Annotated in this window: 8 protein-coding genes; 2 read left to right on the top strand and 6 right to left on the bottom strand. The window is 69.9% G+C overall.

Annotated features, from left to right (window positions below):
• Window positions 1-54: 54 nt before the first annotated feature.
• From AB6807_RS30780 to AB6807_RS30760, 5 genes are all read right to left on the bottom strand, one after another.
• Window positions 55-1,050: a FecR domain-containing protein gene (locus AB6807_RS30780; protein WP_371087545.1), complete on the bottom strand. Its 996-nt coding sequence runs from the start codon at window positions 1,048-1,050 to the stop codon at window positions 55-57.
• Window positions 1,051-1,175: 125 nt separating this feature from the next.
• Complete coding sequence (locus tag AB6807_RS30775) at window positions 1,176-1,733, bottom strand: RNA polymerase sigma factor (protein ID WP_371087544.1); 558 nt, start codon at window positions 1,731-1,733, stop codon at window positions 1,176-1,178.
• Window positions 1,734-1,735: 2 nt separating this feature from the next.
• A complete protein-coding gene (locus AB6807_RS30770; RefSeq protein ID WP_371087543.1) occupies window positions 1,736-2,359 on the bottom strand; it encodes an STN domain-containing protein in 624 nt (207 codons plus the stop codon).
• 339 nt (window positions 2,360-2,698) lie between these two features.
• The gene (locus AB6807_RS30765) at window positions 2,699-3,580 is read right to left on the bottom strand and encodes a class I SAM-dependent methyltransferase (RefSeq protein WP_371087542.1); all 882 of its coding nucleotides are present in this window, start codon (window positions 3,578-3,580) and stop codon (window positions 2,699-2,701) included.
• A 135-nt stretch (window positions 3,581-3,715) separates the two neighbouring features.
• Window positions 3,716-3,979 carry a hypothetical protein gene (locus tag AB6807_RS30760; RefSeq protein ID WP_116911917.1) on the bottom strand — a complete coding sequence of 88 codons (264 nt, stop codon included), beginning with the start codon at window positions 3,977-3,979 and terminating at the stop codon, window positions 3,716-3,718.
• Between the two features lie 212 nt (window positions 3,980-4,191).
• Here AB6807_RS30760 and AB6807_RS30755 point away from each other — a divergent pair, with 212 nt between their 5' ends.
• Window positions 4,192-6,048: an ABC transporter ATP-binding protein gene (locus AB6807_RS30755; RefSeq protein ID WP_371087541.1), complete on the top strand. Its 1,857-nt coding sequence runs from the start codon at window positions 4,192-4,194 to the stop codon at window positions 6,046-6,048.
• Window positions 6,049-6,115: 67 nt separating this feature from the next.
• Here the strand turns inward: AB6807_RS30755 and AB6807_RS30750 are convergent, their stop codons facing one another.
• Window positions 6,116-6,853 (bottom strand): FadR/GntR family transcriptional regulator, encoded by a 738-nt coding sequence (locus tag AB6807_RS30750; protein ID WP_371087540.1) that lies wholly within the window; start codon window positions 6,851-6,853, stop codon window positions 6,116-6,118.
• A gap of 124 nt (window positions 6,854-6,977) precedes the next feature.
• Here AB6807_RS30750 and AB6807_RS30745 point away from each other — a divergent pair, with 124 nt between their 5' ends.
• On the top strand, window positions 6,978-8,174 hold the full coding sequence (locus AB6807_RS30745; protein WP_371087539.1) for a mandelate racemase/muconate lactonizing enzyme family protein: 1,197 nt from the start codon (window positions 6,978-6,980) through the stop codon (window positions 8,172-8,174).
• The last annotated feature ends 62 nt before the right edge of the window (window positions 8,175-8,236 follow it).

The following is an 8,236-nucleotide window of genomic DNA, read 5'->3' as shown; positions in this document are numbered from 1 at the left end:
CTCGCGGCCCTGCCTCTTTCCCCCTTCTTTTTCTTCTCTCTTCTTCTCTCTTTTTCAGCTCAGCACGATCACGCCGCCCGGCAGCGAACGCGCTTGCAGGTCGAACGCATGCTGCAGTTGCGCCAGCGCGAGATCGAGCGACGCGATGTAGAAGCTGCCGGTCACGGGCCGGTTGCGCGCGCCGGCGTTCACCAGCATCACGCGGCCGGGCCGGTAGCGGTTGATTTCCTCGAGCACGTCGGCCAGCCGGGTCTGGGTGAACACCAGCTCGCCCTTGCGCCAGGCCGGCAGCTGCGCGCCGCCCACCAGCGCCACGCCGCTGAGCGAGGTGCCGTCGTACACCGCCTGCTGGTGGGCTCGCAGCTCGCGCGTGCCGGCCGCATGCTCCACGCGCACCGCGCCCTCGATGCAGGTCACGCACACCTTGGCGTTCAGGTAGCGCACCTCGAAGCGCCCGGCATCGCTGACGCTGCGGCCCGCGCCGGCCACCACGCCGAAGGGCGGGCCGTCGCGCCCGCCGGCCGGCAGGTCGATGGCGGCTTCGCCCGCGAGCAGGTCGATGCCGGTGGTCGTGCCGTCGGTGGTCTGGCGCCGGATGCGGGTCTGCGTGTTCAGCGTGACGCGGATGCGGTTCGACAGCCGCACCACCAGTTGCTCGCCGGTGGCGGTGCGGTAGTCGGCGCCCCACTCCGCCGGTGCCGGCCACAGGCCCGCGGGCGGGTGCAACACGGCCACCCCAGCCACCGCGGCCGCGCTCATCGCCGCGCCCAGGAAGGCGCGGCGCGCCAGCACGGGCCTGCGCTGGTGGCGCGCGTGAAAGGCCGCGGCCTCGGCATGGGTGCGCAGCAGCCTGGCGGACGCAGGGCCGAGCTCGGCCCACTGCGCCTTCGCCTCGCTGAAGGCGGCGGCATGCGCCGGATGGTCGGCCAGCCAGCGCTTGAAGCGCTCGGCATCCTGCGGCTTGACGGCGCCCGAATGGAACAGGCGCAGCCAGCCCCAGGCCTGCTGCCTCGGTGCGTCGGCGGCCGCGCTCAGGGAGTCATTGGCCATGGCTGCGCCGCCCGTTGTCAGGGCCTCGGCCGGGGCATCGGCCGAGGCATCGGGCGGCTGCGCGGCATCGTCGGTTCGGTTCTTCACCCCATACGACGAACAAGACCCCCCCGATCCCGCAAAATTTATTTGTCATCGCCCATCCTCGCGCTCAGGTAGCCGTGCGCGTGCTTGAGTTCGTACTCGACCGTGCGCAGCGAAACACCCAGCCGCCGGGCCGCCTCGGGCTGCGTGAGCCCCTCCATGTGCACCAGCACCACGACCTCGCGCCGCCGCGCGGGCATGCGCTCCAGCAGGCGCACCACCGCGTCCAGTTGCGAGCGCGCCTCGGCGGTGCGGTCGGGGCCGGGCGCGGTGTCGGCCAGCTCCATCAGCGCGTCGATCTCGTCGAACGGCAGGTTGCGGCTCTGGCGCCGCTGGATGTCCAGCGCAATGTTGAAGGCCATGCGCACCAGGTAGCCGCCGGGCCTTCGGATCGGGTCCTGCGCGCGCTCGTTCTTGCTCTCGGCCTTGCTTTCGTTTTTGCTCTCGCTCCTGCCCTGGTCGTGCACGCGCAGCCAGGTGTCGTGCAGCGCGTCTTCGGCCAGGTCGGTGTTGCGCAGCGCGCGGCCAAGCTGGCGCTTGAGCAGGTCGTAGTGCCTGGACAGGTAGTCCATCAGCACCGGGCGTGTGTCTTCGGCCATGGTCAGGAGGCCTCGGCGCCGAGCGCGCGACGGCAGCGTGTGCCACCGCGCGCATCGGTGGGCAGCACCAGCAGGGTCAGCGGCTGCGGCAGGTCCGGCGGCGGCGATTGCGCGAGCTGCACGCCCTGCAAGACGTGCAGCATCGCCGCGTCGCGTGCCGCGTCGCCGGTGGAGCCGAGCAGGCGCGGGCGGCGCACCTGGCCTGCGGCGTCGACCTCCAGGCGCAGCAGCGAGCGGTAGCTGCCGGGGCGCGTGCGCGCGTCGTCGCACAGCGCTGCCCACACCTGCGCCTGCACCAGGCTCGGATAGCCCGCGAGGCTGCCGAGCCCCGCGGCGCGCGGGGCCGCCGGCGCAACGTCCGCGGCCTTCAGCGACAGCGCCACGCCCGAGCCCGTGCGCACCTTCTCGGCCACGAGGCCCGTGCCGTCGAGCAGAAGCCGCAGCGCCGCATCGGGCGTGTAGAGGCCGCGCACCGCGGAGGACGTGAGCGCCTGCAGCAGTTCGCTGCGAAAGAGCGCGGGCTGGCGCGTCAGCGCGGCGTAGCGCTTGAGCGCATCACCGAGCGGGAGCGCGGGGATGTCGAACTCGAGCGGGAGCGCCGGAGCGTCGAGCGTCGGCGCTGGCATGTCGCCCTCCAGTGGCGGCTCGACCGCAAGCGGCGCGGGGCCGGCCGCAGGCCCTGCCCCATGCGGCAACGCCTCCGCCGCGCAGCCCGGCCCGGCGAGCCGGAACAGCACCAACCCGCAGAGCGTCGCCCTGCGGCACGTCGCGCCGACGGTTCGCGAACGCACGCGGCTCAATCCCCGCGCGCCGCGTTGCCGCACGCACGGGCACGTCGACCGCGATGCCGCAAGGGCCATGGCAAGGGGTGGGTTCGAGTCGGCAAGGAATGCGCGCCAGTCGGGAAACTCGCATGCTGTCACCGGCGTATGACGACCGCGTTGCAACGTTCGTGTTCAGCCGCGTCAATTGAACATGCCGCGCACCGCCCGAAGCGGGCGCGTCATGCGCCACGACAGCGAGCCGTTCAGCCGCTGCACCATCGACTCGGACTGCGAGAGGCGGTGCGCGAGCGCCTGGTTGGCAACGGCCAGCGCGCGCGCCTGGAGCTCGAACGACTGCGCCGCGAGCTCGCGTTCATGGCGCTGCAGCACCGCATCGCCCAGGCCGCTGAAGATCGCCCTCACGCGGCGCGTGCCCTCGGCGTCGCGGCCCAGGTCCATCAGTTGCCGCGCGCCCGCCGCGGCCTCGGTGCCCACCTGCAGCACGCCCAGGCCCGAGGCATGCATGAACTCGAAATGCGGATGGCGCGCGGATATTTCTTCCCAGAATCGCCAGACGCCGAAGTCGCGCTCACGCACCGCCGTGTCGTGGAACAGCACGACAGCGCGTTCCGACAGCTTGGGCCGCCAGGTCTCGAAGTCGTGCCGCACGGCCTCGTAGGTGTGCAGGCCGTCGATGTGCAGCAGGTCGATGGAGGCATCCGCGAAGCCCAGCGCCGCGTCGTCGAAACGCGCGCGCACCAGCCGCGAGAAATCGGCGAAGTGGCGCGCGTTGAATTGCGAAAGGTCGTCATAGACGTCTTCGCCGTAGCTGCCCGCGTGCGCGTCGCCCTGCCACGTGTCCACCGCATGGCAGCGCGTGGCGAGCCCCTCGGCGCGCACGGTCTGGCACACGGCCGCATAGGACATGCCGCGGTGCGTTCCGAGCTCGACGAAACAGCGGGGCCGCGCCACGGCGGTGAGCCAGGCGGCGAAGGGGGCGTGGCCGGTCCAGGCACTCTCGACAAGGCGGTCGGGGCGAATGAGCATCGCCGGGTGGGGCTCGATGCCCGTGAGTGTCATCATGAATCGTGGCCGGTTGGGGGGGTGCTGTGTAGACGGACGGCGGCCACGGCGAATGCCGTTTGTCACAAAAGCTTCATCGAATTTCCCGGCCGGCCACCGGGCTCACCGGGTTCACCGGCCTACCGGATCACCGATTCATCCAGCGTTGCGCGTCACCTGGAAATGCCCGCCGCTCTCCCGCCCGACGATGCGCGCCGCCAGGTCGGAATAACCGGGCTCGATGTAGATCAGCTCCTGCGCCGGCCCCAGCTTCGCGACTTCCCGCCAGTCCATCTGCTCCTTCAGGCGCATGTCGGAAGGCCGCTGGTTGTGGCCCATGGGATACGGCATGGCATAGACGCGGCAGTCGGGTTCGCCGTGCGCGATGTAGATGGTTTCGACCCAGGGCTGAGATGACATTGGTTGCTTGTTGCGAGTGCCTTTTCAACAATGTAGCGGCGTGGGGTTTCATATTTATGGCGCTACGCCCGCCAAGGCAGCGGTGCGGGCCTGTGCACATGCGAGCCTCGGGCTGACAACGCCCGGCGCTCGCCCCATAGGGGAATTTTTCAGGAACACCAGGCCATCGACAGTCGCGGCTAAAGTCTTGGGCTCTCTGGGAGACAGTTTCCTTGTTCCGCTTCTTCGAAAAACTACTTCACCCCTACCCCGCCGCCGAACCCACGCTGCCCCCGCAGGGCTTCTTCGCCTTCCTGTGGGCCTGCACGCACGGCGTGCGCGGCAAGATCGCGGCCATGGCGGTGCTCACCGCGGTCATGTCGATCTTCGAGGCGGCGCTGTTCGCCATCCTCGGGCGCATCGTCGACTGGCTCGGCGGGCAGGTGCCCTCGCGGCTGTGGGCCGAGCGCGGCGACACGCTGCTGTGGCTGGCCGGGTTCCTGGTGGTGAGCATCGGCGTGGTGGCGCTGCAGACCATCGTCAAGCACCAGACGCTGGCGGTGAACCTGCCGATGCGCCTGCGCTGGAACTTTCACCGGCTGATGCTGGGCCAGAGCATGGCCTTCTACCAGGACGAGTTCGCGGGCCGCATCACCGCCAAGGTGATGCAGACCGCGCTCGCGGTGCGCGAAACGGTGTTCGTGCTGGCCGACGTGCTGGTGGCCATGGGCGTGTACGTGGCCACGATGATCATCCTGGTGGGCGTGCTCGACGCGCAGCTGGTGTGGCCCTTCCTGATCTGGCTGGTGCTGTACATCGGCGCGCTGGTGTACTTCGTGCCGCGCCTGGGCAAGGTGGGCAAGGCGCAGGCCGACGCGCGCTCGCTGATGACCGGTCGCGTGACCGACGCCTACACCAACATCGCCACCGTCAAGCTGTTCTCGCACACGCAGCGCGAGGCCGGCTTCGCGCGCGACGCCATGCGCGAGTTCATGCACACGGGCTACGGCCAGATGCGGCTGGTGAGCGCGTTCGAAATCGTCAACCACACGCTGAGCATGGGCCTCACCGCCGGCATGGCCGGCATGGCGCTGTGGCTGTGGTCGAACGGCGCGGTCGGCGTGGGCGCGGTGGCCGCGGCCACCGCGATGGCGCTGCGGCTGCAGGGCATGTCGCACTGGATCATGTGGGAGATGACCAGCCTGTTCGAGAACATCGGCACGGTGCAGGACGGCATGAAGACGCTGTCGCGCCCGCGCACCGTGCTCGACGCGCCCGACGCCACGGTGCTCGAGGTGCCACGCGGCGAAGTGCGCTTCGAGCACGCGAGCTTCAAGTACGGCGACGCGACGCGCCGCGTGATCGACGACCTGAACCTCACGGTGAAGCCCGGCGAAAAGATCGGCCTGGTCGGGCGTTCGGGCGCGGGCAAGTCGACGCTGGTGAACCTGCTGCTGCGCTTTCATGACCTGGAAAGCGGCCGCATCCTCATCGACGGCAAGGACATCGCGCACGCCACGCAGGACTCGCTGCGCAGCCACATCGGCATGGTCACGCAGGACACCTCGCTCATGCACCGCTCGGTGGCCGACAACGTGGCCTACGGCCGGCCCGATGCCACGCCCGCGCAGATCGAGGCGGCCGCCCGGCGTGCCGAGGCGCACGACTTCATCCAGACGCTGGGCGACGCGAGCGGCCGGCGCGGCTACGAGGCGCACGTGGGCGAGCGCGGCGTGAAGCTCTCGGGCGGCCAGCGCCAGCGCGTGGCCATCGCGCGCGTGATGCTGAAGGACGCCCCCATCCTGCTGCTCGACGAGGCCACCAGCGCGCTCGACTCCGAGGTGGAGGCTGCCATCCAGCAGAGCCTGTACGCGCTGATGGAAGGCAAGACCGTGATCGCCATTGCGCACCGGCTGTCGACCATCGCGGCGATGGACCGGCTCATCGTGCTCGACGAAGGCCGCGTGGTGGAAGAAGGCGACCACCGCACACTGATGGCGCAGGGCGGGCTCTACGCACGGCTGTGGGCGCACCAGAGCGGCGGTTTTCTGGGTGAAGACCTCGACGAGGGCGAGGCGATCAGGGCCTGAAGCCCCGGGTCGGGGGAGCGGGGGCGTGGGGGCCGCGGCAGTGCCCCGAAGCGAGGCACCGCGGCTCTCAGCCCGGCTGCCCGAACAACCGCGCAATGCCCCCGCGCAGATGCGCCTCCATCGCCTGGCGCGCCGCATCGGCGTCCTGCCGCTCGATGGCCTCTTCCACCGCCGTGTGCTCCTGGTACACCATGGCGCGCCGCTCGCCTTGCGGGCGCCCCGACAGGCTGCGTGACAGCCCGATGCTGAAGCGCGTCTGCGGCGCCAGGGCCGTCATCGTCATGCTGAAGAAGCGGTTGCCGCAGGCCTGGGCCACCGCGTCGTGGAAGGCCACGTCTTCTTCCACGGCGTCGCTGCCGTCCACCAGCGCCTGCTCGAAGCGCTCGCGGCAGCGGCGTATGTGGTGCATGTCGTCGGTGGTGCGCATGCGCGCGGCGCGGGCGGCGGCCTCGCCTTCCATGAAGCAGCGAAATTCGAGGAACGCGCGGATGTCCGCGATGTTCTCCAGCGTGCTCAGCGAAATGGGCTTGGCCTGCGGCAGCGCATCGGTCACGAAATTGCCCGAACCCTTGCGCGCGTAGAGGCGCCCTTCTTCGCGCAACCGCGCCAGCGCCTGGCGCAGCACCGGGCGCGACACCCCCAGGCGCTGCGACAGCGCCGTTTCTCCCGGCAGCCGCGCGCGCGGCTCGAAACCCGGCGTGCCCAGCAGCTGCAGCAAATCTTCATAGACCTTGTCGCCCAGAAGACGCTCGGCTTTCGGCGCGTGCAGGGCGGCGTCCGAACCGGCTGAAACAGGTGTTTTCATATGACAGGTATTTACAGGGTATTCGGTGATTGGCGGGCCAATTCCGAAGAAGACAATTCATTTCAACGCCAAAGCCGCCGAGCCGAGCTAGTTATTTTGGCAAAGATATAAAAAGCTGTAAATCATGTCTTTCATTCGCTGCCTGCGCACCTACCGCCTGCCGGAGCGGCCCAGCCTGATCTGGCTGGAGCTGGAAACGGCCGATGGCCTCGTCGGCCTCGGCGAGACCTTTCGCGGCGCGGCCTCGGTGGAAACCTGCCTGCACGAAGAGCTCGCGCCCTGGCTGCTGGGGCGCGATGCGCGGCACATCGAAGGCATTTCGCGCCACCTGCTCACACCCTACGTGGGCTACAACAGCTCGGGGGTGGAAGTGCGCTCGGCCAGCGCGGTCGACATCGCCCTGTGGGACCTGGCCGGCCAGCGCCAGGGCGTGCCCGTGCACGAGGCGCTGGGCGGCCTGGCGCGCCCCAGCGTGCCGGTCTACAACACCTGCGCGGGCTACGCCTTCAACACCAACGGCCAGCGCCGCGACATCGGCGCGCACGACGAGCCCCAGGGCCCCTACGACGACCAGGTGGCGTTCATGCGCGACGCCGGCGCGCTCGCCCGCAGCCTGCTCGACGAGGGCTACAAGGCCATGAAGATCTGGCCCTTCGACATCTACGCGCCCGCCAGCGGCGGCCAGCTCATCGGACTGGCAGACCTCGACAAAGGGCTGGAGCCCTTTCGCAAGATCCGCGAGGCCGTGGGCAACCGCATCGAGGTGATGTGCGAGCTGCACAGTCTGTTCGGCGGCCATTCGGCGCTGCGCATCTGCCAGGCGCTGGAGGAATTCGACGTGTTCTGGGTGGAAGACCCGCTGTGCAAGATGGACGACAGCGCCGGCCTTGCCGACCTGCGCCGCCGTACGCGGGTGCCGGTATGCGGCAGCGAGACGCTGGGCGGCCTGCGCCCGTTTCGCGACCTGCTGGCCAACGACGCGCTCGACGTGGTCATGCTCGACCTGGCCTGGTGCGGCGGCTTCACCGAGGGCCGCAAGATCGCCGCGCTGGCACAGGCCTACAACCGCCCGCTGGCACCGCACGACTGCACCGGCCCGGTCACGCTGATGGCCGGGCTGCAGATGGCGCTGCACGCGCCCACGGCCATCTACCAGGAGGTGGTGCGCGCCACGCTGGCGACCTGGTACCGCGACATCGTCACCGAGCTGCCGGTGATCCGCGAGGGCATGGCCCAGCCGCCCGCGACGCCCGGACTGGGCACGCGGCTGCAGGACGCCTTCAAGCAGCGGCCCGACCTTGTCGTGCGCGAGAGCCGGTAGCCGATCACTGATCGCGCACTGCCCGCAAGCCGATACCGCGCGCCGCCGCCTCCACCTTTTCA

This window comes from Variovorax sp. RCC_210 (assembly GCF_041355175.1).
GTDB lineage: Bacteria > Pseudomonadota > Gammaproteobacteria > Burkholderiales > Burkholderiaceae_C > Variovorax.
Note: the sequence above shows the minus strand (reverse complement) of the source record. Positions and strands in the feature narration are given on the sequence as shown.

Coding starts and splice junctions, on each gene's coding strand:
- AB6807_RS30780 (WP_371087545.1), bottom strand. CDS start 1,050: ATGGCCAATGACTCCCTGAGCGCGGCCGCCGACGCACCGAGGCAGCAG.
- AB6807_RS30775 (WP_371087544.1), bottom strand. CDS start 1,733: ATGGCCGAAGACACACGCCCGGTGCTGATGGACTACCTGTCCAGGCAC.
- AB6807_RS30770 (WP_371087543.1), bottom strand. CDS start 2,359: ATGCCAGCGCCGACGCTCGACGCTCCGGCGCTCCCGCTCGAGTTCGAC.
- AB6807_RS30765 (WP_371087542.1), bottom strand. CDS start 3,580: ATGATGACACTCACGGGCATCGAGCCCCACCCGGCGATGCTCATTCGC.
- AB6807_RS30760 (WP_116911917.1), bottom strand. CDS start 3,979: ATGTCATCTCAGCCCTGGGTCGAAACCATCTACATCGCGCACGGCGAA.
- AB6807_RS30750 (WP_371087540.1), bottom strand. CDS start 6,853: ATGAAAACACCTGTTTCAGCCGGTTCGGACGCCGCCCTGCACGCGCCG.
- AB6807_RS30745 (WP_371087539.1), top strand. CDS start 6,978: ATGTCTTTCATTCGCTGCCTGCGCACCTACCGCCTGCCGGAGCGGCCC.